Annotated in this window: 23 protein-coding genes; 13 read left to right on the top strand and 10 right to left on the bottom strand. The window is 42.3% G+C overall.

What is annotated here, in order from left to right; all coding sequences use genetic code 11:
- Positions 1-35 precede the first annotated feature (35 nt).
- The 9 genes from MP3633_RS09960 to MP3633_RS19135 all read left to right on the top strand — a co-directional run bounded on the left by MP3633_RS09960 (position 36) and on the right by MP3633_RS19135 (position 11,405).
- Positions 36-1,808: an acyl-CoA dehydrogenase family protein gene (locus MP3633_RS09960; RefSeq protein ID WP_176335433.1), complete on the top strand. Its 1,773-nt coding sequence runs from the start codon at positions 36-38 to the stop codon at positions 1,806-1,808.
- A 54-nt stretch (positions 1,809-1,862) separates the two neighbouring features.
- Positions 1,863-3,512 carry an electron transfer flavoprotein-ubiquinone oxidoreductase gene (locus MP3633_RS09955; RefSeq protein WP_176335432.1) on the top strand — a complete coding sequence of 550 codons (1,650 nt, stop codon included), beginning with the start codon at positions 1,863-1,865 and terminating at the stop codon, positions 3,510-3,512.
- A 119-nt stretch (positions 3,513-3,631) separates the two neighbouring features.
- On the top strand, positions 3,632-4,081 hold the full coding sequence (locus MP3633_RS09950) for a YaiI/YqxD family protein (RefSeq protein WP_112138569.1): 450 nt from the start codon (positions 3,632-3,634) through the stop codon (positions 4,079-4,081).
- A gap of 79 nt (positions 4,082-4,160) precedes the next feature.
- Positions 4,161-5,450, top strand: a complete 1,290-nt coding sequence (locus MP3633_RS09945) for an NAD(P)/FAD-dependent oxidoreductase (RefSeq protein WP_176335431.1) — start codon at positions 4,161-4,163, stop codon at positions 5,448-5,450.
- 143 nt (positions 5,451-5,593) lie between these two features.
- Positions 5,594-6,004, top strand: coding sequence for a MerR family transcriptional regulator (locus MP3633_RS09940; RefSeq protein WP_176335430.1), 411 nt, complete (start codon positions 5,594-5,596; stop codon positions 6,002-6,004).
- A 32-nt stretch (positions 6,005-6,036) separates the two neighbouring features.
- Entirely contained in the window at positions 6,037-8,622 is a 2,586-nt protein-coding gene (locus MP3633_RS09935) for a heavy metal translocating P-type ATPase (RefSeq protein ID WP_176335429.1), read from the top strand.
- A 255-nt stretch (positions 8,623-8,877) separates the two neighbouring features.
- Positions 8,878-10,056, top strand: a complete 1,179-nt coding sequence (locus tag MP3633_RS09930; protein WP_176335428.1) for an MFS transporter — start codon at positions 8,878-8,880, stop codon at positions 10,054-10,056.
- A gap of 240 nt (positions 10,057-10,296) precedes the next feature.
- A complete protein-coding gene (locus MP3633_RS09925; protein ID WP_176335427.1) occupies positions 10,297-11,250 on the top strand; it encodes a cache domain-containing protein in 954 nt (317 codons plus the stop codon).
- The gene (locus tag MP3633_RS19135; protein WP_176335426.1) at positions 11,181-11,405 is read left to right on the top strand and encodes a GGDEF domain-containing protein; all 225 of its coding nucleotides are present in this window, start codon (positions 11,181-11,183) and stop codon (positions 11,403-11,405) included. Before MP3633_RS09925 ends, MP3633_RS19135 begins: the two co-directional genes overlap by 70 nt.
- 219 nt (positions 11,406-11,624) lie before the next feature.
- On the opposite strand, the gene yjjG is transcribed toward MP3633_RS19135, so the two are convergent.
- The 7 genes from yjjG to MP3633_RS09885 form a co-directional block, all read right to left on the bottom strand.
- The gene (yjjG, locus tag MP3633_RS09915) at positions 11,625-12,305 is read right to left on the bottom strand and encodes a pyrimidine 5'-nucleotidase (protein ID WP_176335425.1); all 681 of its coding nucleotides are present in this window, start codon (positions 12,303-12,305) and stop codon (positions 11,625-11,627) included.
- A 27-nt stretch (positions 12,306-12,332) separates the two neighbouring features.
- Complete coding sequence (gene yjjX / locus MP3633_RS09910; protein ID WP_176335424.1) at positions 12,333-12,911, bottom strand: inosine/xanthosine triphosphatase; 579 nt, start codon at positions 12,909-12,911, stop codon at positions 12,333-12,335.
- A gap of 90 nt (positions 12,912-13,001) precedes the next feature.
- Positions 13,002-14,099 (bottom strand): chorismate synthase, encoded by a 1,098-nt coding sequence (gene aroC, locus MP3633_RS09905; RefSeq protein ID WP_112138585.1) that lies wholly within the window; start codon positions 14,097-14,099, stop codon positions 13,002-13,004.
- A gap of 3 nt (positions 14,100-14,102) precedes the next feature.
- Positions 14,103-15,017 carry a 50S ribosomal protein L3 N(5)-glutamine methyltransferase gene (prmB, locus tag MP3633_RS09900; protein WP_176335423.1) on the bottom strand — a complete coding sequence of 305 codons (915 nt, stop codon included), beginning with the start codon at positions 15,015-15,017 and terminating at the stop codon, positions 14,103-14,105.
- Positions 15,018-15,070: 53 nt separating this feature from the next.
- Positions 15,071-15,835: a hypothetical protein gene (locus tag MP3633_RS09895; protein WP_176335422.1), complete on the bottom strand. Its 765-nt coding sequence runs from the start codon at positions 15,833-15,835 to the stop codon at positions 15,071-15,073.
- A 180-nt stretch (positions 15,836-16,015) separates the two neighbouring features.
- Positions 16,016-17,035, bottom strand: coding sequence for a signal peptide peptidase SppA (gene sppA / locus MP3633_RS09890; RefSeq protein ID WP_176335421.1), 1,020 nt, complete (start codon positions 17,033-17,035; stop codon positions 16,016-16,018).
- 3 nt (positions 17,036-17,038) lie between these two features.
- On the bottom strand, positions 17,039-17,683 hold the full coding sequence (locus MP3633_RS09885) for an HAD-IIIA family hydrolase (protein ID WP_176335420.1): 645 nt from the start codon (positions 17,681-17,683) through the stop codon (positions 17,039-17,041).
- A gap of 67 nt (positions 17,684-17,750) precedes the next feature.
- Between MP3633_RS09885 and MP3633_RS09880 the strand changes: the two genes are divergently transcribed.
- Positions 17,751-18,173 carry a MaoC family dehydratase gene (locus MP3633_RS09880; protein ID WP_176335419.1) on the top strand — a complete coding sequence of 141 codons (423 nt, stop codon included), beginning with the start codon at positions 17,751-17,753 and terminating at the stop codon, positions 18,171-18,173.
- Between the two features lie 83 nt (positions 18,174-18,256).
- Here MP3633_RS09880 and adhP read toward each other — a convergent pair whose 3' ends face one another.
- Positions 18,257-19,267: an alcohol dehydrogenase AdhP gene (adhP, locus tag MP3633_RS09875; protein ID WP_176335418.1), complete on the bottom strand. Its 1,011-nt coding sequence runs from the start codon at positions 19,265-19,267 to the stop codon at positions 18,257-18,259.
- 220 nt (positions 19,268-19,487) lie between these two features.
- Here adhP and MP3633_RS09870 point away from each other — a divergent pair, with 220 nt between their 5' ends.
- On the top strand, positions 19,488-19,793 hold the full coding sequence (locus tag MP3633_RS09870; protein WP_176335417.1) for a hypothetical protein: 306 nt from the start codon (positions 19,488-19,490) through the stop codon (positions 19,791-19,793).
- Between the two features lie 41 nt (positions 19,794-19,834).
- The gene (locus MP3633_RS09865; protein ID WP_176335416.1) at positions 19,835-20,428 is read left to right on the top strand and encodes a CBS domain-containing protein; all 594 of its coding nucleotides are present in this window, start codon (positions 19,835-19,837) and stop codon (positions 20,426-20,428) included.
- A gap of 64 nt (positions 20,429-20,492) precedes the next feature.
- On the opposite strand, the gene tusA is transcribed toward MP3633_RS09865, so the two are convergent.
- Positions 20,493-20,729 carry a sulfurtransferase TusA gene (gene tusA, locus MP3633_RS09860; protein ID WP_112138602.1) on the bottom strand — a complete coding sequence of 79 codons (237 nt, stop codon included), beginning with the start codon at positions 20,727-20,729 and terminating at the stop codon, positions 20,493-20,495.
- A 68-nt stretch (positions 20,730-20,797) separates the two neighbouring features.
- Positions 20,798-21,382 carry an alpha/beta family hydrolase gene (locus MP3633_RS09855; RefSeq protein WP_176335415.1) on the bottom strand — a complete coding sequence of 195 codons (585 nt, stop codon included), beginning with the start codon at positions 21,380-21,382 and terminating at the stop codon, positions 20,798-20,800.
- Positions 21,383-21,566: 184 nt separating this feature from the next.
- On the opposite strand from MP3633_RS09855, the gene hemN reads away from it, so the two are divergent.
- On the top strand, positions 21,567-22,937 hold the full coding sequence (hemN, locus tag MP3633_RS09850) for an oxygen-independent coproporphyrinogen III oxidase (RefSeq protein ID WP_176335414.1): 1,371 nt from the start codon (positions 21,567-21,569) through the stop codon (positions 22,935-22,937).
- Positions 22,938-22,955: the final 18 nt, after the last annotated feature.

The raw sequence follows: 22,955 nt of genomic DNA, 5'->3' as shown, positions 1-22,955 counted from the left end.
TACATCCGCTCGGATAACTAACCGGAGAATAAAAAATGAGCGAATACCAGTACCCAATCAATGATATTTTATTTAGTTTGCTTTGTGTTGCCCACATAGAGCGCTTAACACCATACCTTGAAGATGAAGTAGATAGCGATCTCTTAGATGCTATTCTTGGTGAAGCAGGTAAATTGTCAGAGCAAGTTATTGCGCCTATCAATGCCAGCGGTGATAAAGACGGTTCACGCGTCGAGCAAGGCGAAGTGATCGAGGCGAAAGGCTTTAAAGAAGCCTTTAAAGCCTATTCGGAAGGTGGCTGGATTGGCCTTTCAGGTGATCCTAAATACGGTGGCCAAGGCTTGCCTTCTTATATAGCTACTGCCGTCAATGAAGGCGTTCAAGCCGCTAACTTATCTTTTTCACTTTGTCCTTTGTTAAGTTTGGGCGCAATTGAAGCGATTAGCTTACATGCGAGCGATGAGCTAAAAAATCTCTATTTGCCAAAAATGTTAGCGGGCGAATGGGCGGGGACGATGAATTTAACCGAGTCTGCTGCCGGTTCTGATCTTGCTGCTATTAGTTGTAAAGCGATGCCCGATGGCGATGTCTTTCGTATTAAAGGCCAAAAAATATTCATTACGTGGGGCGATCATCAAATGAGTGACAACATCATTCATTTGGTATTGGCTCGTTTACCTAATGCACCTGAGGGTGTGAAGGGGATTTCTTTATTCATCGTTCCAAAATTCATATTGAATGAGCAGGGAGAGCCTAGTGAGCGTAATGATGTTCAGGTTGTTTCTGTTGAGCATAAGATGGGAATTCATGCGTCTCCGACGTGTGTGATGAGTTTTGGCGATAAAGAAGGCGCTGTTGGTTACCTTGTTGGTCGAGAAAATGAAGGCATAAAAGCCATGTTCACCATGATGAACAATGCTAGACAAGGCGTTGGCTTACAAGGTTTGGCTATCTCTGAACGTGCTTATCAGCAAGCATTAGGCTATGCAAAAGAACGCAAACAAGGCATGAATGCCTCGCGGACAGAGAGGGCTGCCATCATTGAGCATCCTGATGTTTTGCGTATGCTTATGACGATGAAATCACAAATTGATGCGATGCGTTCGCTCGTTTATGTGGCCGCTGTTGAGAATGATTTGTCTCACTTGTCTACTGGAGAGCAACAAAAGCAATCTATTGCAAGAACGGCTTTGTATACACCGATTGTGAAAGGCTGGATCACTGAGCAAGCTCAAGAAATAACGTCTTTAGCAATCCAAGTGCATGGCGGAATGGGATTCATCGAAGAAACTGGAGTAGCCCAGCATGCGCGAGATGCTCGTATCCTTCCCATTTATGAAGGTACAAACGGCATACAAGCAATTGACTTAATTGGCCGTAAATTGCACTCAGACAAAGGTGAGGCCATGACGTCTTTATTGGCTGAGATTGAAGGCGAATTAGTTCAATGGCAAGAATCGACTTTTTCTTCTCAGGTAGAAAAAGTACGAGTTGTTCTTGTTCAAGCTCAAAAAGCAACGCAATACTGTCTGTTAGCAATGGAAAAAAATCCAATTTTAGGCACAGGGTTAGCCTATTCATATATGATGCTGATGGGGTATTTGATCGGTGCTTGGTTACAACTTAGAGCCCTAGATGCTTGTCTTCGTGGTCAAGGTAAGCTTGATGAAACCCAGAAACGCTCATGGGAGCATTCAGTGGCTTTTTACTGTGATCATCTTTTGTCTAGATCGTCGTCGCATTTTCTCTCTATTGAGCATGGTCAGTCATCCGTTGAAGAGTTGGACGAAAATAGCTTTATACGCTAAAAGATAGCGTAAATTATTCATATAAAAACAATAATGCCAGTTATCGGAGGCAGTATGACAGACAGAGAAGTAATGGAATTTGATGTTGTGGTTGTTGGTGGTGGCCCAGCAGGGTTATCGGCAGCTTGTCGCATTATGCAAAGAGCCCAAGCAGAAGAGAAAGAGATTAGTGTTTGCTTGGTTGAGAAAGGTTCTGAAATCGGTGCCCATATTCTTTCTGGCGCTGTTATTGACCAAAAGGCTCTCGCAGAATTATTCCCTGACTGGCAAGAAAAAGCAGCACCATTAAATACTCAGGTGAATAGTGATGAATTACTTTGGTTAAGTTCTGAAAAAGACTCAAGATTATTAAATCATTGGATGGTACCGAAAACCTTGCATAACGATGGTAACTACATCATTAGTCTTGGCAATCTTAGCCGCTGGCTTGCAGAGCAAGCCGAAGCGTTGGGTGTTGAAGTCTTTCCTGGCTTCTCTGCTGCGCACCTTTCTTATGACACGAACGGTAATGTGGAAGGCATTATTACAGGTGACATGGGCGTTGCTGAAAATGGAACAGAAAAAGACGGCTTCATGCCTGGTATGTTGTTGAAAGCAAAATATACGATTTTCGCTGAAGGTTGCAGAGGTCATCTTGGTAAAGAGTTGATGGCCCACTTTGAGCTTGATAAAGGCAAGGCTCCGCAGCATTACGGTTTGGGTATTAAAGAATTATGGGATGTGCCTGAGTCTCAAAGTAAGCCAGGTACTGTTATTCATACGGCGGGTTGGCCATTAGGTAATGAAGCGGGCGGTGGCGGTTTTTTATATCACTTAGAAAATAACCAAGTGGCTGTCGGTTTAATAGTCGATTTAAACTACAAAAACCCATACTTAAGCCCGTATGATGAATTTCAAAAATACAAACATCATCCAATTATTGCGGAACATTTAAAAGGCGCGAAACGCGTTTCTTACGGTGCTAGAGCGATTGCAAAAGGTGGCTGGGCATCATTGCCTAAAATGAGCTTTCCAGGCGGTTTGGTTATTGGCTGTGATGCCGGCACACTTAACCCTGCAAAAATCAAAGGAACGCATACGGCAATGAAAAGCGGTATGTTGGCGGCGGATACTATTTTTGATGCATTGCAGATGGACACTCCACCAGCAGAGTTACACCAATTTAATGATGCGCTGCGTAACTCTTGGTTAGGGAAAGAATTACAGCAAGCTCGCAACTTTGTACCTGTAATGCACAAACTTGGTACTTTTTGGGGCGGGGCTTACAACTGGTTGGATCAGAATATCTTCTCTGGAGGATTGCCATTCACATTCAATGATATGGTGCCAGATTACGCCAGTTTAGAATTGGCGAAAAAGCATGTTGCACCAGTGTATAAAAAGCCGGATGGATTACTGAGTTTTGATAAGCTATCTTCCGTATTTTTGTCTAACACGAACCATGAAGAAGATCAGCCTTGTCATTTGCAATTGAAAGATCCAAGTATTCCAGTGCAAAGTAATTTAATGAAGTTCGATGAGCCCGCTCAGCGTTATTGCCCTGCGGGTGTTTACGAAATTGTAGAGTCGAATAATGAATCAATTTTCCAAATAAATGCACAAAACTGCATTCACTGTAAAACTTGCGACATTAAAGATCCTGCGCAGAACATAACTTGGGTAACGCCAGAGGGGTCTGGCGGGCCGAATTACCCGAATATGTAATTATATCCAACTCCTCAAAACAAACGGGTCACATATCTGTGCTCCGTTTGATCTCATTCGCTACTGGATTTCACCACGCGCCTGATGAATAATAGTGTCCTACAAAAAAGGGGAATACTATGCGTTTATGGGTTGATGCCGACGCCTGTCCTAATGTTATTAAAACCATTCTTTTTCGTGCCGCCGAACGTGTTAAAATTCAATGTATTCTAGTGGCTAATCAAGCTATCGCTATTCCACCTTCAAAATGGATTGAGCGCCGTGTGGTGAGTTCTGGCTTTGATGTTGCAGATAATTATATTGTCGATAACATTGATATACATGACTTGGTTATCACGGCAGACATTCCATTAGCGTCGGATGTGATCGACAAGGGCGCCTTGGCCATTAATCCTCGTGGCGAGCTGTATACCAAAGAAAATATCAAACAAAGACTTGGCATGCGTGACTTTATGGAACAAATGCGTTCTTCTGGAGTGCAAACAGATGGCCCAGCAAGCTTTAATCAGCAAGATCGTATGGCGTTTGCGAATACGCTAGATAAGCTGTTAGCACAAAGAGTTCGGTGACGCGGCCCTCTCATTGAGTCATCTGGAAAGTGTTTTATGGGTACTTTCCAGATTATTCAATATTTATAGGTGAGTTCATATGAAAAAAATCGTTATTGTTGGCGGTGGTGCAGGTGGCTTGGAATTGGTGACTAAGCTAGGCCATGCGTTTGGTAAAAAACGCCAAGCAGAGGTCGTGCTTATTGATCGGAGTCAGACACATATTTGGAAACCTTTGCTGCATGAAGTTGCAACTGGGTCTATTGACATTAACAGTGATGGCTTAAATTACAGAGCGCATGCCGCCAAACATCATTATCAGTTTCAATTAGGCACGTTAATGGGTGTTGACCCAGAGAAGCGCACGCTGACACTGGATTCTCTGTCTGATGATATGGGTCACACAGTACTACCGGAACGTACTATTTCCTACGATATTCTGATCATGGCTGTGGGGAGTGTTAGTAACGATTTTGGAACGCCTGGTGTGTCTGACCATTGTTATTTTTTAGATTCCCATAAACAAGCCGAGCGTTTCCAGCAAGCCCTACTAAATCAATTCTTGCGGGTCCATCAAGAAGGAAGTGACGCTAAACTTAAATTGGCAATTGTGGGTGGCGGCGCAACGGGTGTAGAGCTGTCTGCAGAACTGTTCCATGTTGCCGATATGCTCAAGGCTTATGGGATGCCTGAAATGTCAGGTAAGCGCGTTAATGTCCAGCTGATTGAAGCTGGAGCGCGAATATTACCGGCGCTACCGGAGCGGGTTGCTGCATTGGCAACCAAAGAGTTGGTTCGCCTTGGTGTTACCGTTAGTCAAGGAACCCGTGTCGTACGCGCTTACGATGGTGGCTTTGAAACAGCGGACGGAAAAGATATTGAAGCGGATCTGATGATTTGGGCCGCTGGCGTAAAAGCCCCCGATTTTGTTGCCAAGATTGAAGGTTTTGAAACGACTCGAAATAACCAAATATTGGTAAAAGGAACACTTCAAACAACGGCGTTCGAAAATATTTATGTCATTGGCGACTGTTGTGCCTGTAAGCAAGCGGATGGTTCGTTTGTCCCCCCTAGAGCACAGTCTGCGCATCAAATGGCATCGTTGGTATTTAGCAATATTAAAGCGTCGTTCTTAAGTGAGCCTCAGAAAGAGTACGTCTATAAGGATTATGGTTCTTTGGTGAATTTGAGTCGTTACAGTACTGTAGGTAATTTGATGGGCAATTTAATGGGCGGATCGATGTTTATTGAAGGACGCATTGCTCGCTTTGTTTATGTGTCTTTGTATCGATTACACCTTATTGCCATCCATGGTTGGGTGAAGGCAACGGTGATTATGGCGGCTCAGAAAATTGGTAAGGTTGTGAAGCCAAAATTGAAGCTGCATTAATATTCTTATACAGCACTGATATAAAAAAACCGAGTCATTATGATCTCGGTTTTTTTGTTTTAAATGTCACTTAGAAAAGCTTGACCTATGTGCTACCTATAGGTTTTACACTGATGTTGTTGAAATCCCTTAAAGGAGTTGTTATGCGAGTGAGCGAGCTAGCCAAAAAAGCCAGTGTAACGGCCGAGACTGTCCGTCATTACACTCGATTAGGGTTGATTAATGCTGAGCGAGATCCGAATAATGGTTATCAACTCTACGATCAAGTGGGTTTGCAGCGATTGCACTTTATTCGTCAAGCCAGTGAATTAGGGTTTAGTTTAAAGCAAATAGAAGAGATCTTTCAGCAGTCGGATAGTGGTGATTCACCTTGCCCTTTGGTTAGAGATCTATTGCAAAAAAAAGTGCCCGAAACCAAATTTAAAATAGCCCAGCTTCAAGCCCATTTAGTGAAAATGGAAGACGCGTTAGCCGCTTGGGAAGGCATGCCAAATGGCGCCCCTGATGGTCATTCTATTTGTTGTTTGATCGAAGAATGGGAAGGCACTAAATAACGGCATAAGCAGTTACATAAAAGGAGGTAAGAATGAAACGTCCACAAGAAGCAGACACCAGCCCAATTATAGAGTTAGAACTTAACGTTACCGGCATGTCATGCCAAGGCTGCGTATCAAAAGTACGCAAAATAATCCAAGAAAAAAGTCCAGAAGCCATTGTCGAAGGAACCCCTAAAGAACACAAACTAAAGGTGACATCTGGGCTTTCTTTGGCTTCGATAGAGGCTAGTATTCAAGATGCTGGCTATCAGTTTTTAGGTGTTTCAGATGGTAATGAGCTTGCTCACTCAGAAGAAAATAAAAAACCCAAAGTAGACTCAAATAACGCAGAAGCTAAACAAGTTAAATCAGAGCTCCCAGAGAACTCGTCAAACTATCAGTTTTCTATTTCTGGTATGACCTGTGCGAGTTGTGTAAATACAGTAAAAATGGCTTTGGCGAGTTCAGAAGGGGTTGTTTCTGCCGATGTTAACTTTGCTAACCATACTGCTCAGGTTGTTACTAAAGGGTCCTCAGACGCTCTAATTAAAGCGGTCGCTGCTACGGGTTATCAAGCGAGCCTGATTTTAGATGCTGAAAAAAGTGAGGAGGAGCGAGGTCAAAGAGAACTTACTGAGTACCGCGATAAATGTAAGGCGTCAGCGCTTGGGCTGGGGCTGGGTATTCCACTGATGCTTTACGGAGTTATGGGTGGGAGTATGACGGTGAGCTCGCTCACCGATCGGGTTGTTTGGCTTCTCGTCGGGCTTTTAACGTTGTGGATCATGATTCAAGCTGGCAAGCATTACTTTCGTGGTGCTTGGAAAGCGTTTTCGACTCATCAAGCAAACATGGACATGCTTATCGCTTTAGGAACGGGGAGCGCTTGGTTTTATTCTATGCTTGTTGTATTGATGCCGAACTGGTTTCCGCAGAATACGAATCACTTATATTTTGAAGCGTCCGTAATGATCATCGGCTTGATCAATCTTGGTCAGGCCTTAGAATTACGCGCTCGCCGTAAGACAAGTAAAGCTCTGCATCGCCTTTTAGATCTTCGACCTAAAATGGCTACTCGGGTTGAAGGCGAGAGCGAGTCACGTATTAATGTCTCAGACATTAAGGTAGGTGACACTCTTCGAGTTCGCTCCGGTGATAAAATCCCTGTTGATGGTGAGGTATTAGAAGGCTCCTCCACAGTGAATGAGTCTATGTTGACCGGTGAAGCGGCGCCAATCGAAAAGATCTCCGGCAGTTTGTTGTCGGCAGGCACGGTAAATGGTCAAGGCAGTTTATTATTTAACGCTACGCGTATTGGTGCAGATACCTTGCTCGCACAAATCATAACAATGGTTGGTAAAGCGCAGAATTCAAAACCACCTATTAGTGTATTGGCCGATAAAGTGTCCTCTATCTTTGTACCTAGCGTGATGATCATCGCAATTCTGACGGCTTTGGCTTGGTTCAATCTAGGTAATGAATCGGTCTTCTCTTATATGCTGGTGACAACCATATCCGTACTGATTATTGCTTGCCCTTGTGCTTTGGGGTTGGCGACGCCCATATCAACCATGATAGGTGTTGGTAAGGCGGCAGAATACGGTGGCCTTATTCGTAACGGAGACGCTTTGCAAAGAGCCAGCGAGTTGACCGTTGTAGTATTGGATAAAACCGGCACGATAACCGAAGGCAAGCCTAAAGTGGTTGAGCAATGGTTAGTCGACTCTTCGCAGCAAACACTTGTAGCACAGGTTGTTTTCGCCCTAGAGGCGCGAGCGAATCATCCGTTAGCGGATGCACTAATTCAACATTGTCAAAATCACTTAGATGGAAATGATAAAGCCACACTTGATGAGTTTGAGTCTCTTATTGGGTTGGGGGTGAAAGGAAACGTCCAGGGGGAAATATTTTATCTTGGTAATGAGCGCCTAATGCAAGAGAAGGGAATTCATTTGGGCGTAGCGAACGATGAAAGCCAATACAGTGATGCCACACGAGTGTACCTTGCTGATGAGGCATCATTAATGGCCATATTTTATATTGAAGATCCCATCAAAAAAGGGGTGAAAGCCGCCATTTCGAGCTTTAAAGCACAAGGCTTAAAGGTTGTCATGCTAACCGGTGACAATCCAGAGACAGCGGAGGCCGTGGCTAAGGCTGTTGGGATTGAGGACTTTCATGCTCAGCTCATGCCTGATGATAAATTGAATTGGGTAAAGCGGCTTCAAGAGGAAAATGAAGTGGTTGGAATGATTGGTGATGGCATTAATGATGCGCCCGCTTTGGCTCAGGCTGATGTCGGTTTTGCTATGGGGGCTGGAACCGATGTTGCTATGGAAAGCGCTGATATTACTCTAATTCACAATGATCTCAAAGGTGTCGCGGATGTGATTCAAATTAGTAAGGCCACACTCAGAAATATTAAACAAAACTTGTGGGGGGCTTTTGCGTACAACAGCTTAGGCATTCCGATTGCCGCTGGTATTTTGTTTCCTTTTACGGGTTGGCTTTTGAGTCCGGTGATTGCTGGCGCAGCGATGTCACTGTCCTCGGTCACCGTTGTCACAAATGCTAATCGACTAAGATTGTTCCGCGTGTCACGATCAGATGTACAAAAGACGGAGGAGGTCGAATGAGTATGCTCATTAATGTTTTAGGTTTTTTACTTATTGTGTTTGTTGTCTATTGGTTTTGGTGGCCTAGTAGGCGCAAGAGAAATAACAAAAAATCGAGTTGAACGTTTTACAATATCGTTTTGAGAAAGTAATTATTGCGTAAGTGTTGTAATATACGAGCGCTAAAAATAAGCCAAGAGGGATCTCTTGGTTTATTTTATTTCAGCGTTGAACAAGCCCTTGTCACTTATTATTTAAACAAACTTTGGAGCGATTATGCTTGCTTACCAATGGGGTATTTTTGCCATTGCTCTTGGTACTTTTGGATTAGGTACCACAGAGTTCATGCCTATGGGCTTATTGCCCGTAATTGCCGACGGCGTTAATGCGTCTATACCTGCAGCTGGGTTACTCATTAGTGCCTATGCAATAGGTGTAATGATAGGCGCTCCTTTGATTACCTTATATTTAACCCGATACAGCCACAAAACATCCTTGCTTGCGTTAATGGTTATTTTTGTCGTGGGCAATGTATTGTCTGCGTTATCGGTCAACTACGAAACCTTCTTAATATCGCGCGTTATTACCAGTCTTTCACATGGTGCCTTCTTTGGTATAGGTGCGGTTGTTGCGATGAATCTTGCGCCTTATCACAAAAAAGGCTCTGCGGTAGCGTCAATTTTTCTTGGGCTAACGATTGCTAATATAGTTGGGGTTCCCATCACTACTTGGTTAGGACAAACGTTTGATTGGCGTATTTCCTTTGCGGTTACTGCCTTACTGGGCGTTGTGGCAATTATTGGAATTAGTCGTAGCTTGCCCACTATGCCATTACCTAAGAAGCCAAATGTCAAAAATGAGCTTAAGGCAATAATGCAACCTGCTGCATTAAGAGCATTTGCAACAACGGTAATGTGCGCTGGTTCTATGTTTACGCTTTATACCTATATTGCGCCAATCATGCAGACCTTGGCACAAGCATCGGATAACGCGATTGCAATTATGCTGGCGTTAACAGGAATTGGTTTTACGCTAGGAAATTACATCAGCGGCAAGGTGACCGATAAATCGCCTGATTTAGCGTTGTTTGTGTTTCTTGGCTTACAAGTGCTTGTGTTGGTTATGTTTCGCTTTACTTCGACTTCTGTGGTTGGCGCTGGCGTCACAATCTTACTGTGGGGGATGGTTATTTTTGGTAGCGGACCACCGCTGCAAATGCAAGTGATGAAAATCGCCAATCAAGCGCCTGGATTAGCATCTTCCATTAATATTGGTGCATTTAATCTAGGCAATGCGTTAGGTGCAGCATTAGGTGGATTAGTAATCAGCATTGGTTTCGGTTTTGATTGGATTCCAACCGCGGCGGCTTTACTGTCCTTTATCGGCTTAGTAATGGTCTGGTTGAATCGACGAGCAACGATAAAGAACATAGAAGTGAAGGCAAAAGCCGCTTAAATAAGAGTGTTAGAAAGAGCAGCATCAATATAAAAGACGCAACACTGCGTCTTTTATTTGTACTTTTTTTGATTAATGACGCTGGCGCTCGTTTTAGTAGAATAGGAATAAAGTTTTTTGGGAATCTTGAAAAGTAAATTTTTAAAATTAAATCGGCTGATTTTATTCTTGGCTATAACGGCCACCACACTAACTTTTATAAACAGCTTCTATTCGAATTACGAAGTACAAAGAGAACAATTGATTTTTCAAGCGACAGAAGTCAATCGTGCGTATGCCAGTAAGCTTTCAGATACTACAGAGGTGTTTTTGGCCGCATCACGCCAGCAACTTGAGTACACCGCTAATATTCTATCGGACAAAATGGCAGACGATGTTTTTTTAAGTGATGAAGCCAACAGATTGAAATATCAAACGGACAGTTTTAACTCTGTGGTGATTAGCGACGCTTCCGGCTTGACTCAAGCGGCGTCCCCAGAAACGTTAAACCTAGTTGGCAAACAACTTAACTCAGCCGGCAGTTTAGAAGCGTTAAAAGCAAAAAGAGCGTTGATCAGTAAGCCATACATATCCACGATAAAAAATCTTTTGATCTTTATCTCTGCGCCTATCTTTGACGATCAGCATCATTATTTGGGTTTTTTAGGGGGATCTATCTACCTTAGAAAACCGAATATTCTGAGTAAGATATTAGGCGAACATTACTATGAAGATGGCTCCTATATTTATGTGATAGATAAATATAATCAAATTTTGTATCACCCACAAAAAGAGCGAATTGGAACCTTTGTTAATAACAATGACGGATTGGATGAAATTATCAGTAAGAAAGAAGGGGGCTTACTGCTAAAAAATGGTCAAGGTATCGAGATGTTAGCAGGCTACGCCAGCATCCTTAGTACAGATTGGATCATCATAACGCAAAGTCCTTTAGAATCTACGTTGCTACCGTTAACCGGTATTATGGAAAAAGTTATTTTAAGAACCTTGCCGATGACATTGGCTGTGTTTTTGTTTATTTGGTTATTTGCACGGGCTATTTCACGCCCACTTCAGCAATTGGCTGAGAGGGCGAAATCACTTGATAGTCCAACAGTGAGCGAGGATATAGAAAAAATCAACTCGTGGTACGTCGAAAGCTTGAGCCTAAAAAGAGCAATGTTAAGTGGCGTGAAGCTGATTCATATGGAATAGTTGGACATATTACAGCGTCTATTGGCATTGCGGCATGGAGCGCTGATTCAATAACAATTGAAAAAACGCTTTCGTTGGCTGATCAAGCGCTTTATGAAGCCAAGGGGCAAGGTCGAAACCGTTGCATTATTGCTACGCCAGAAATGGCTAGCTAACACTATTCCAAAAATCATGTGCCGCTGTAGTGTAGCGGTACATAAGCGTAGAGAGCATCTCAAAATCTATTAGCTATCAGGCATGATGGTATTTTCAAACAAAAATTAACCTTATAACAAAGGTTGTTTGATTAAATACGCTATTTCCGATAATAACATTTATCGGAAATAGTAAGTGAATATAGACCTCTTAAAAGCTTCTGTTATACTGCATTTTTCTTACTGGTTCTTCAGCCAAACCAGCAACTCTGTTAATGAGCTGATTTGATGTGTTGGTGTTATCTCTGCCGGATGTTGTTTGCTGTGATGGTTCAACCAACAAGTATCAAACCCAAAACTATTGCCGCCAAGAATGTCTGATTCCAATGTATCGCCAACCATGAGTACGTGCTTCTTGTCTGGGTGGTTCATTTTTCTCAATGCGTCTTCAAATATCAAGGCATTAGGTTTAGCGACACCAACCAATTCTGAAATGACGACAGGTGAAAAATACGGTAAAAATCCAGTTCGTTCTAAGCGTATGTGCTGTAGCTGTGTAAATCCATTGGTGATGATACCCATATTCACTTTGTTTTCATGCAAATACTTTACGAGTTCTACGGCGCCTGGCAATGTTTTACAAATGTCCGCCATAGCGTCTAAAAACTGTTTATTAAGCTCTTTCGTGCTTATGGCTAATGTATCACTCCAGCGCTGAAAACGAAGTGTCTGTAGTTGTTCTGCACTAATGTTGCCGTTTTGGTATTCGACCCAAAGTGGTTTATTCAGTGTTTGGTATTCATCAAATTCTGCTTGCTCGAAAACGACGTTATTTTTGGCGAACATGTGCTTTAGACCTGCGAAGTTATCGAAATGAAAAAGGGTTTCGTCAGCGTCAAATAAGATCCATTGGTACTTCATTGTTTCTACTTTTATATACAAAATTTATTAGTCTGAATAATGCTCTGGATGCAATGATGGTGCTAATGCAAGCACTAAGGCTTGGGTATAAACACTTTCTCTGGTCGCTGCGTGATTGGTAAATAGACCAATTGCTCCGCCTTTTTGCCGAATATTGGATGTATTAAATAAATCATCCATAACCTCACCAAGCTCTTCATTGGCTTGTAATCGGTTATAAACTTTATTTGGTAACGGTAAATTAGCTGACCGGCCAGTCATTAATGCTCCTTCACCGCTTAAAATCACCACATAAGCGAAGGTCGCTGCGCCCTCCTCAAATTTATCGACACCGCCTTCCATTGCCACAAAGTAATCCATGTCCGAATTGTTTTGTTGTTCATGATAATATCGAGCACAGTAACGAGCTCGATTTTGAGCTCCAAGTCGTGTTTCTGCTTCTGTCATCGGTTGGTCTGCTACGCCAGATGGTGCATGCATTTCCTCACAATGGACAATATGATTAGGATACATGAGCGTAAAAGCTTGTTTTGCTGCGCCGACTTTAACCGGATTATTTGATCCGACGCAGATACGAACGACGGTAGAGCCTGTTTTAACTACCATTTAGTCACCTTTATTCTCTAGGTGTTGAAAGAAGATAAAAAAAGCCGCTATTTTAAAATAGCGGCTCTTCATTAGGTCTTACCAAATAAGCTAGGCTTGCCCTTTAATAATCGGCGTTGGGCAAACGACGTCAGCGTTTTGTGCTCTGTGTTTGAGTAGGTGATCCATAATGGTTAATGCCAGCATAGCTTCTGCAATCGGTGTCGCTCGAATACCAACGCAAGGGTCGTGTCGACCTTTGGTAATGACTTCAATTGGATTGCCTGCCCGGTCAATACTTTTACCGGGAATAGTAATACTCGATGTGGGTTTCAGCGCCATGTGAACGACAATGTCTTGCCCAGAAGATATGCCACCTAAAACACCGCCAGCATGATTACTTAAAAAGCCTTCTGGTGTCATCTCGTCTCTGTGTTCGCTGCCTTTTTGTTCGACCACATCAAAACCGTCACCGATTTCAACGCCTTTTACCGCGTTTATGCTCATAATCGCTTTGGCGATGTCTGCATCTAGACGGTCAAACACTGGCGCGCCTAAACCGGGCATGACGTTTGTGGCAATCACTGTGATTTTTGCACCGACAGAATCGCCTTCGCGACGCAAGGCTGTCATGTATTTTTCCAGCTCAGGAATCGCGTCTGGGTCAGGGCTAAAGAAGCTATTCTCATAGACTTGGCTCAAATCTTTAACGGCAAGTTTGATTGGGCCGAGTTGAGATAAGAAGCCTTGAATTTGAATGCCAAACTGCTGCTTTAAATATTTTTTAGCAATGGCGCCTGCGGCAACTCGCATTGCGGTTTCACGAGCAGATGAACGACCGCCACCACGATAATCGCGGAAGCCATATTTTTGATCGTAAGTGTAATCAGCATGAGCTGGGCGAAAAGTGTCCGCGATGTTGCCATAATCTTTTGAACGCTGATCGGTATTTTCGATCATTAAACCAATTGGCGTACCCGTCGTTTTACCTTCAAACACACCAGACAAAATCTTTACTTCGTCTGCTTCACGACGCTGTGTCGTGTGTTTGGAGGTGCCTGGTTTACGCAGGTCTAAATCTCGCTGCAGATCCGCTTCACAGATCTCTATCCCCGGTGGGCAGCCATCAACAATCGCACCAAGCGCAATGCCGTGACTTTCACCAAAGGTGGTGACTTTAAAGAGTGTTCCAAATGTATTACCAGACATAGGCTATTTCTGCTCTTGTAATAGTTCGCTGAGTTGTTCTTTGGTTAGGATGAAAACACCATTACCACCCTGCTCTAGTTCAACCCACATAAAGGGGATGCTAGGGTATGCGGCTTGTAATGCGATTTCAGTATTTCCTACTTCGTACACTAATATACCGTCATCGTGCAGATAATGCCCGACTTGAGCTAAAAAATTACGAGTGAAAGTAAGACCATCTTCACCGGAGGTAAGCGCCAATTCAGGTTCATTATGAAACTCTGCTGGGGAGTTTTTAAAATCTTCAGCGTCTACGTAAGGTGGGTTGCAAATAATAAGGTCGTACTGTTTTCCAACTAACCCTTTAAACATATCTGAATGGATGGCTTCCACTCTATCTTCAACGTGATGACGTAAAATATTTTCATTGGCGACCAGTAGCGCTTTCTCGCTGATGTCCGTTAAGTCAACGCGAGCGTCTTCAAAGACTAGTGCGGCGGCAATGCCCAAACAGCCAGAGCCGGTACACATGTCTAGAATGCTTAAAGGGTAATTTTTGAGCCAAGGAGTAAACTCGTTTTCTAATAAAGAAATAATAGGAGAGCGAGGGATTAAGGTGTCTTTAGTAACTTTGAATGGCAGACCCATAAACCAAGCTTCGCCTAACAAATAAGGCAATGGCTCGCGTTTGGTGATGCGGGTATGTACCAATTTTAGAATGTGTTTCTTTTCATTATAAGTTAATGCGCAATCAAGCATGTCACGATCAAAATCAAGCGGTAGCTTTAATGCCCCCATAACAAGTTGAACGGCTTCATCCCAAGGGTTGTCGGTACCATGACCATAAAATAAATCGGCTTGTTTGAATCGACTGAAAGTCCAGCGAATATAGTCTTTGATAGTGGTTAAATCACGAATTGCTGATTGTTTATTGCTCATCATCTCTTCTTAATAATATGTGCGCGTGTTTGGCTAGAGCCACATTATAACGGTTATTTTTTTGAGCCTCTATCTTTGTGATTGATGGTTTCTATTGAACTTGTCAGTGTGTCCAGTTTTTTTGTGATTTCTAGCCATCTTTCAGCCTCACCTTTTACTTGCTTGATCTGATTGTTCTTTAGTTCTGCGACGAGTTTGGTGTTTTCTTGTTTGAGTAACGTCAGTTGATTGTCTTGCTTGGCAAGATCTACTTCTTTTTGGGACAGGTTTATTCTGAGTTCCGTATTGCTATTTTGCTCCTGTTTTAACTGACTGTTTAATACATGGTTGTGGGAGAGCACATCTTGATATCGTTGATCACTAAAGGCTAACTTTTTTTGTATGTCTTCTGAGTGTGAGCAATTTTTTTTGTGTTCTATTGTTAATGCGTCATGTGTTTCTTGTAGTTCTATCAAGGCGGAAGACAAGGATAGGAAACCACCCTCCGTGGCTTCTTGCTTGCGTATTTGGTGTTGCTCTAGGTCGGTAGACTTTTCATCTAGCAATTGGCCGAGATTTTGTGTGACGTCTCTTGAAAAACGCTTAAAAATTGGCAGCAAAATATCACTTAGTTCTTGAAGCTGGTGTTGTTGGTGCTCTTTATAAGAGTTTTCCCATCCTGCGATGGCGTTCATAAAAGTCGTATTTGAACAGCGCCGCCCATCTTTTAGAGCAAAGTGTTCTGTTAAACGAGGGATGTTAGGGAAAGTGTTTTTTTCGATTAGCTCCCAACAGGCTTGATGGATTTCTTCTCGTGCTATATTTGCTTTGCGAGCCATGATGTCTTCCCGGTTTATTATTTCATAAATATAGGAATATATATTATCAAATATACTATAAGTTAAACATAAGCCTTTTGCTGGAGGTTCTGTGTGTAGAAAAACACGGCTATCTTGCGCATTTTATAGGCAATAAAAAAGCCCCCGAAGGGGCTTTAAAAGAAGAATGGTTTTATTTAATTATTCAATACGGGTAGTGCTTAGTATTTTTGTGGCCATTTCGACACCAAACTCTTTAGCCAATTCTCTCCATGAATCTTGCTTAATTTCATAAAATACGGGCGTTGCGTCCGGGAATCGAGAGTTTAGTAATTCATTTACACTGGACAAACCATCGATCAAGCCAATTTTTTGCGCTTGAGAACCCGTGAACACCATGCCAGAAAAAACATCATCGGTGATCGTCAGTCTGTCGCCACGGCCCTCTTTAACTGCATTGATGAATTGCTGATGCGTTTCATCTAGCACGGCTTGCCATTTATCTCTGGCTTCGTCAGTCATTGGTGAGAATGGGTCTAGAAAGGCCTTATTGCGGCCTGCGGTGAAAGTGCGACGCTCCACGCCAATTTTTTCAAGTAAATTGCTGGCATCAAAACCTGAAGAAATAACACCAATAGAGCCTACTAAGCTGGCTTTGTCTGCGTAGATTTCACTGGCAGCAGACGCGATATAATACCCACCTGAAGCGGCCATATCTTCAACTACTACTAATACCGGAATCTCTGGATAAGCCTGCTCTTTGGCACGAATAGCATCATAAATAATGCCGGAATGAACAGGGCTACCGCCTGGGCTGTTCATTTCAATAATAACGCCTTTAAGACGGCTATTTTGATAGGCGTCATCAAGTAAGTTAACAACGTCAGACGACTCAATCTCTGCATCAGCGCCGATAACGCCACGCATTGGAATCATCGCAATGACATCTCCTTCCAAGTTGGCGTTTTGCAGAGTAGATTGCATAAACCACCCGCCCAAAACCGCCCATATAATGGCCAGCATTGAAAAGCGAAAAAAGATCCTCCAGCGTCTGGCGCGTCGTTTTTCAATAATATTTTCACTGAGTGTCTTTTCAAGTAATGTCCAAATCTCCCTGTTCGGGTCTAGATTCTCTTTTTCTTGTGGTTCGATTGGCTGCTTAGGCGCATTTGCATTTTGGTTAAGTGATTCACTTTTATCTTCATCTTCAGTCCAACTCATTATTTATAACCCTAGAATAGTTGTTAATTGATTGAAATCGTTCACTAGCGCATGAGGTAGGCAGGCTTTAAGGCGAATTTCGTGGTGGGCGCCGTAGGTGACTCCGATACTTTTCATACCGGCATTCGTTGCCATGTTTAAATCGTATTCTGTGTCGCCAATCATGATCGCGTGCTCTGGTGATATGTCCAGTTCTGTGAGTATTTGCTCTAGCATTAGTGGATGAGGCTTAGACAATGCTTCGTCGGCACAACGCGTTGTAATAAAGTAATTTTTTGTATTGGTTAACGTCATCGCCCTTTCAAGCCCTTTACGGCTTTTGCCCGTGGCAACTGCCAGTTTTACACCAGCGTCTCTAAGTTGGTTTAATACATCAATAACGCCTGGATATGCCTCTGCTGGCGTTTGATCTTCTGCGACATAAATGCCTTTATAATGCTCAATAATGATGCCCTGCTCTGTTATTGATAGTTCTGGCCAAACGACTGCGACGGCCTTATCCAGAGACAGGCCAATGATATTTTTGATGTCGTCTTTTTCTCTAGCTGGCGCTTTTGCCAACTGCGCTGCTTGGAGCATGCTAAAACAAATTTTATCGATGGAATCGAATAAGGTACCGTCCCAATCAAAAATCACTAACTTAACCATAGATACCTCTTAAGAATGGCGCGCCGAAAGTGTACCATAGCGATAAAATACAATATAAGGATTGGTAATGACTTCTGGCTATACATTAGAGCAACTTTCTATTGATCAAAGTGTTGAGTATCGTAAAACGGTGACCAAAGCAGATGTGCATGCTTTTGCGGAAGTGACCGGCGATACCAATCCCGTTCATCTAGATGCAGAATATGCCGCAACCACTTCTTTTGGTCAGCCAATTGCTCATGGCATGCTAACGGCGGGGTTTATTTCTGCCGCAATTGGCACGCAACTACCTGGACCTGGCTGCATTTATCTAGAGCAAACATTGAAATTTCGTTCGCCTGTTTTTATTGGGCAAGAAGTAGTGACAACAGTGACTGTGACGGATATTAATGTGCGTCGTCGCCGAGCAACGCTAAAAACAGTGTGCGAGTGCGAAGGTAAAGTGGTTGTAACGGGTGAAGCGACTATTATGTTGCCAGCCGCAGTTTAATCATCGTGACGGTAATAAAACACTAAAAGGAGCGGAAACCCAATATTGTAGGGATTCGCTCCTTTTTTATGTCTCGCTATATATTACATGGACATGACAATTCGTCCCGTAATTTCACCTTTCTCCATGTCTTCAAAAATGTCATTTATATCTTCGAGCTTTTTCTCTTCAACAATCGCCTTTACCTTGCCACGAGCCGCAAATTCCAAACATTCTTCAAGATCTTTTCTGGTGCCGACAATAGACCCAACAACACTGACACCATTGAGAACGGTATTGAATATAGGCAATGGCATGTCTTCTGGTGGTAAACCAACCAATACGCATTTACCTCCACGTCTTATGACATCATAACTTTGTCTAAAGCCAACCTTGCTGACAGCAGTACAAACACTGGCGTGTACACCACTCGTTTTTTCGAGAATGCTTTTAACAACATCGTCGGTTTTAAAGTCAAAGTAATGTTCAGCACCAAGCGACATGGCTAGGTCACGTTTTGGTTTACCCGTATCAACAGCCACCACTCTTAACCCCATAGCGACCGCATATTGAACCGCTAAGTGGCCTAGTCCGCCAATGCCAAAAATAGCCACCCAATCACCAGGTTTAGTGGTTGATACTTTAAGTGCTTTATAGGTTGTTACGCCGGCGCAAAATAATGGTGCCGCTTCAATATAGCTAAGGCCTTCGGGGATCTTTACGACATAGTCAGCATGAGCGGCACAAAATTCAGCATAACTACCATTGACTGAATATCCTGAGTTTTGTTGGGACAAGCATAGGTTTTCATTACCACTTAGGCAGTATTCACAGTGGCCGCATGCACTATATAGCCATGGGATACCAACTCGATCTCCAGTGTTAATGTGCTTAACTGCGCTTCCTACTTCAACGACTTCGCCAACACCTTCATGTCCAGGCACCAAGGGGAGTGTAGGTTTTACTGGCCAGTCTCCGTGGCAAGCATGCAAGTCCGTATGACAAACCCCACAAGCATGGATTTTTACAAGTATTTGGTGAGGCTCAATCACAGGTTTGGCGATATCTTCGATCTTTAGAACAGAACCAAATTTACTAGCAACAGCGGCTTTCATAACACACTCCCAATGGATAAATAAACTCGCATACAGATTAGCTGAGTAACTAGAAGGGAATGGCGACATAGATCAAGTTTATTTGAATTAGGTCGCATTTGACCGACAAAGTGCACGATCGTGAAAATATGATGTTTTTTTTCAAAAAAGACTGTAATTCCCTAAGCAGCAGGCCTATATTTAGTAGATAAAACAAGGGTTAGAAGGGATAGTTAGCGCCATGAAAATGCAATTACTGATGATCATTGCCGTGATTTTATCGTCTTTATTGACGATTTCTCAGCGCGCCAATGCTCAAGAAGTAAATCAATTTCGTTGGTTAGAGCCTACTGTAGAAGAAAAGTGTGATGAGGTCGTTGTTCCAGATCAAGAAAACGGATCAGATAATGTTTGTACGACATTCTTTGCTTTTTACACCGATATTTATGCAGTAACGTTCACGGCCATTCGTCCTTACCGCTTTCCCATTGTCGCTAACGTTAGCGACAATATTAATCCACGAGCCCCACCCTCTTCATTGATTTAACTTACCCAAATTATTTATTTATTTTTTACTGGGGTTCTATCATGAAAACACTAACTTATGTATCTACAAAAGACGTTAACAACCTTATATGGCCTGCTACAACAGAGGATATAAATATTTATTCTTCTGCTTTATCTGTTTTTACAGATTTTACAACAGCAGGGCCACGAGTTATTGAGTCCAGCACACGTGCAGACGAACTTGTTCAATTGATGAAAAAAGAGCATGTGCGGATGAAAATAGTGGTTGATACCGATAATCGCTTCATTGGTGTTATTAGTCTTGATGATTTGTCTGAAGATGTTTTTATCAAACAGATCGCTAATGGGTTCAAACGTTCGGAATTAATGGTTGCTGACTTGATGAGAGCAAAAGAAGAGCTACTTGCGCTGTCTTATACCTCATTGAAAAATTCAGACATTGAGTCACTTCTGTTTAGTCAACGACACAATTTACTCCAACATTTGCTTGTTATTGATGAAGACACCAAAGCAATACGAGGTGTGATTTCGTCTAATGATGTGGTTCGCCAGCTTCGATTGGATGTCGATGTTGCGTTTTCTAGTTTTGCATATACTTATCAAAGTGCGATTCTTGGTCATAAAGATCATGCAAAAAAACTAAAAGTCGCTTAATAGTCGGTTCATCACATTACGATATAAAAAAGAGTCTAGATTTTAAGTAATCTAGACTCTTTTTTTACTTCTCTTCTTTCTTTTCTATCCAATAGTAATAACAGCCATTATCTTGTTCTTGCTGGATTAATTTATGGCCAAGAAATTGACAGAACTTCGGAATGTCGCGTGTTGTTGAAGGATCAGTCGCGATGACCTTTAAAATTGCTTTAGCAGATAGTTTTCGCATTTCAACATGCAGCATCATTACAGGTTCTGGACACAGTAAATCGGTTGCATCAAGCAGAGCGTGGTGTTCCATAATCTTCCTCTCAATGTTTAATAAATAATTATCTATTCAATGAAAATATTCAAAGCTTTGTGAGCCATTTAAGTGTTTGCTTGTAACCAGTTATGAGTGCTAGTTGCTAATTCTGAAATGGTGTCGTTTATTGTTTTACCGTGTTTTTTAAGTGTTTTAAAATCATGATCGGCGCCTTCTACCCAAATAATTTCAACAAGGTTCGGTAGCGATTGTTGGTTTACCCATTCATAGGAACCGAGCTGATCTCTTGTTCCTTGAATAATGAGACATGGAACCTGAAGTTCTGATAGGAAAGATAATCTATTTTTTTCGGGCTTACCCGCTGGATAAAAAGGAAAACCGAAACAGACTACTGCTTTTACCATAGCAAGCTCTGTTAGCTGCGTCGCTACTCGTCCCCCCATTGATTTGCCACCGACAATACAGGCTTGCTCATGTTTAATTAAATCACTGTATTCGGGGATCAGAGTATTGAAACGAGGGGGTGGTCTTCTTTTGCCAGACAGCTCCTGCTCTTGCATGTAGGAAAAAGTGACAGGAATGATAGTGTGCTTTCTCTGCTCTGAAATTTTCTCACAAAGTCGTTTTAAGAAAGGGTTGTTGTGGCCTGCACCTGCGCCATGAGCGATATAAAAAGGGAGAGTATTCATGATGACCATTTTTGAAAATAGTATTAGATCAGATTCGAGAGAGGGTTAGAACCTTGTTGGCTATAAAACACGACGCTTTTCATTCAAACTTTCTTAATCGGGGACGGTAATCATTGATCTGGATCAGAAGATTCCACTTTACAAAAGAGTACACTCCTATTAGAAATTTTAATAGGAACACACCATGATCTGGGACTCTTCACTTATTGGCAAGTACGATTTATCTGGACCTCGCTATACTTCTTACCCTACAGCGCCACAATTTGACTCAACGATAAGCAAAATAGCTCTGATTGATAAGATGCTAATGCCATCAGAAAAACCGCTTAGCTTGTATTTCCATATTCCTTTCTGTGCGCACCTTTGCTATTACTGCGCCTGCAATAAAATTGTGACTAAGCAGTATGATAAAGGTGTCGAATACGTTGAGCTCTTGGGTGAAGAGATGAGACTGCGTAGCCTTATGCTGGATCACACAAGAAAAGTAACGCAGTTGCATTTTGGCGGAGGTACGCCGACCTTTTTAACAGAAGAGCTTATTCGGTCGTTGTTTAGTGACATAAAGCAGTATTTCAATTTGATTAATGACGGAACTCAAGACTACAGTATCGAAATTGACCCGCGTGAAATTACGTACTCTAAGCTTAAGTTACTAACCGATATGGGTATTAATAGAATCAGTATCGGCGTTCAAGATTTTGATTCTAAAGTTCAAGAGGCTATCCATCGAATTCAACCTATAAAAATGGTAGCCGATTTGGTTAGCGATGCCAGAAAACTAAATATCAAATCGATAAACTTCGATCTTATCTATGGCCTGCCCTATCAATCAATGGAAGGTTTTAGGGCGACGTTAGCTGATGTCGTGGCGTTATCGCCAGAAAGAATCTCTCTTTTTAATTATGCCCATTTGCCAGAACGGTTTCGATCTCAACGGCGTATATTGGATGAAAGCTTACCATCACCAAGTATGAAGCTTGATTTGCTAAAAATGAGCATCGAATCTTTAATTTCGGCTGGCTATGAATACATTGGCATGGACCATTTCGCAAAGCCCGGTGATAGCTTGGCCAAAGCTCAAAAGCAAGGCGAATTGCAGCGGAATTTCCAGGGCTATACTACTCATGCGGGTACTGATTTGGTTGCTTTTGGTGTGTCTGCCATTAGTGATATAAAAGGCGTTTATATTCAAAACCATACCGATCTTTCAAAATATAGAAATAGTATCGAGAAGGGGCAATTGGCCATATCAAAAGGCTATATAAGCGACTTAGATGATAGAATTCGTCACACAGTGATTATGACGCTCATTGCGCAGTTTGAACTCAATACTGTCATTATCGAGAAAATGTTTAATATACGTTTTTTCGACTATTTTGGTGAAGAAGTAGACATGCTAAAACCTATGGTCGATGATGAGATGGTGGAAGTTCATCGCGGTGGTGTGCAGGCCACTATAAAAGTCACGGAACGCGGTAGATTACTTATTCGTTGTATTTGTATGGTTTTCGATAAATATTTGAATAACTCTATAAAATACTCAAAAGTTATATAGATCGAAATCAGGGAGATT

Source organism: Marinomonas primoryensis (assembly GCF_013372285.1).
GTDB classification, from domain to species: Bacteria; Pseudomonadota; Gammaproteobacteria; order Pseudomonadales; family Marinomonadaceae; genus Marinomonas; species Marinomonas primoryensis.
The sequence above is the reverse complement of the archived record's forward strand: the minus strand, read 5'-3'. Positions and strand labels throughout refer to the sequence as shown.

Excerpts from the sequence above, each read along its gene's own strand:
- MP3633_RS09865 (WP_176335416.1), top strand. The coding sequence starts at position 19,835 with ATGAAAACACTAACTTATGTATCTACAAAAGACGTTAACAACCTTATA.
- MP3633_RS09880 (WP_176335419.1), top strand. The coding sequence starts at position 17,751 with ATGACTTCTGGCTATACATTAGAGCAACTTTCTATTGATCAAAGTGTT.
- MP3633_RS09950 (WP_112138569.1), top strand. The coding sequence starts at position 3,632 with ATGCGTTTATGGGTTGATGCCGACGCCTGTCCTAATGTTATTAAAACC.
- MP3633_RS09935 (WP_176335429.1), top strand. The coding sequence starts at position 6,037 with ATGAAACGTCCACAAGAAGCAGACACCAGCCCAATTATAGAGTTAGAA.
- MP3633_RS09955 (WP_176335432.1), top strand. The coding sequence starts at position 1,863 with ATGACAGACAGAGAAGTAATGGAATTTGATGTTGTGGTTGTTGGTGGT.
- MP3633_RS09930 (WP_176335428.1), top strand. The coding sequence starts at position 8,878 with ATGCTTGCTTACCAATGGGGTATTTTTGCCATTGCTCTTGGTACTTTT.
- MP3633_RS09870 (WP_176335417.1), top strand. The coding sequence starts at position 19,488 with ATGAAAATGCAATTACTGATGATCATTGCCGTGATTTTATCGTCTTTA.
- MP3633_RS09945 (WP_176335431.1), top strand. The coding sequence starts at position 4,161 with ATGAAAAAAATCGTTATTGTTGGCGGTGGTGCAGGTGGCTTGGAATTG.
- MP3633_RS09940 (WP_176335430.1), top strand. The coding sequence starts at position 5,594 with ATGCGAGTGAGCGAGCTAGCCAAAAAAGCCAGTGTAACGGCCGAGACT.
- yjjX (WP_176335424.1), bottom strand. The coding sequence starts at position 12,911 with ATGGTAGTTAAAACAGGCTCTACCGTCGTTCGTATCTGCGTCGGATCA.
- hemN (WP_176335414.1), top strand. The coding sequence starts at position 21,567 with ATGATCTGGGACTCTTCACTTATTGGCAAGTACGATTTATCTGGACCT.
- MP3633_RS09895 (WP_176335422.1), bottom strand. The coding sequence starts at position 15,835 with ATGGCTCGCAAAGCAAATATAGCACGAGAAGAAATCCATCAAGCCTGT.
- MP3633_RS09855 (WP_176335415.1), bottom strand. The coding sequence starts at position 21,382 with ATGAATACTCTCCCTTTTTATATCGCTCATGGCGCAGGTGCAGGCCAC.
- prmB (WP_176335423.1), bottom strand. The coding sequence starts at position 15,017 with ATGAGCAATAAACAATCAGCAATTCGTGATTTAACCACTATCAAAGAC.
- sppA (WP_176335421.1), bottom strand. The coding sequence starts at position 17,035 with ATGAGTTGGACTGAAGATGAAGATAAAAGTGAATCACTTAACCAAAAT.
- yjjG (WP_176335425.1), bottom strand. The coding sequence starts at position 12,305 with ATGAAGTACCAATGGATCTTATTTGACGCTGACGAAACCCTTTTTCAT.
- aroC (WP_112138585.1), bottom strand. The coding sequence starts at position 14,099 with ATGTCTGGTAATACATTTGGAACACTCTTTAAAGTCACCACCTTTGGT.
- tusA (WP_112138602.1), bottom strand. The coding sequence starts at position 20,729 with ATGGAACACCACGCTCTGCTTGATGCAACCGATTTACTGTGTCCAGAA.
- MP3633_RS09885 (WP_176335420.1), bottom strand. The coding sequence starts at position 17,683 with ATGGTTAAGTTAGTGATTTTTGATTGGGACGGTACCTTATTCGATTCC.
- MP3633_RS09960 (WP_176335433.1), top strand. The coding sequence starts at position 36 with ATGAGCGAATACCAGTACCCAATCAATGATATTTTATTTAGTTTGCTT.
- adhP (WP_176335418.1), bottom strand. The coding sequence starts at position 19,267 with ATGAAAGCCGCTGTTGCTAGTAAATTTGGTTCTGTTCTAAAGATCGAA.